The organism is Actinomadura sp. NBRC 104425 (assembly GCF_030269545.1).
GTDB lineage: Bacteria > Actinomycetota > Actinomycetes > Streptosporangiales > Streptosporangiaceae > Spirillospora > Spirillospora keratinilytica.
On record NZ_BSTN01000095.1, the window covers coordinates 1 to 778 of the forward strand.

Consider the following 778-nt stretch of genomic DNA (forward strand, 5'->3'; position numbering starts at 1 on the left):
CCGGTACCGGTTGGACGGTTCGGACCGGGTCTTGCAGAAGACTCCGGCGGGGTTCGATGTGTCGGTGTGGGAGTTCTTCTGGCCGCTGATCACCGGCGCGGGGTTGGTGATGGCGCGTCCGGGCGGCCATCAGGACCCGTCCTACCTGGTCGAGACGATCGAACGGGAGCAGGTCACGACGGTGCATTTCGTGCCGTCGATGCTGGGTGTGTTCCTGCCTGAGGTCGCCTCGGGCCGGTGTGAGGGGTTGCGGCGGGTGGTGTGCAGTGGTGAGGCGCTGCCGGTCGACCTGGTGGTCGAGTTCCATCGCCGTCTTCCGGGGGTGGAGTTGCACAACCTGTACGGGCCGACCGAGACCGCTGTGGACGTCACCTTCCGGCCCTGCCCGCCGGATGAGAACGCATCGGTGATTGCGATCGGTCGTCCGGTGTGGAACACCCGCGTCTACGTGCTCGATTCGTCCTTGCAGCCGGTCCCGGTCGGGGTGGCCGGGGAACTGTATGTGGCGGGTGTGCAGCTCGCGCGGGGTTACCTGAAGCGGCCGGGGTTGACGGCGGAGCGGTTTGTGGCGTGCCCGTTCGGGTCGGGTGAGCGGATGTACCGGACGGGTGACCTGGCCCGCTGGACGGCGAGTGGTGAGCTGGAGTACCTCGGTCGGGTCGACGATCAGGTGAAGATTCGGGGGTTCCGGATCGAGCTGGGCGAGATCGAGGCGGCTGTTGCCGCACACGCCTCGGTGGGGCGGGTCGCGGTCGTGGTGCGCGAAGACCAGCCCGGC

The 778-nt window shown here is 68.1% G+C and carries 1 protein-coding gene; it reads left to right on the top strand.

What is annotated here, in order from left to right:
• Nucleotides 1-10: 10 nt before the first annotated feature.
• Nucleotides 11-778, top strand: a 768-nt coding sequence (locus QSK22_RS33265; RefSeq protein ID WP_352231523.1) for an AMP-binding protein, incomplete at its 3' end; no start/stop codon positions are given.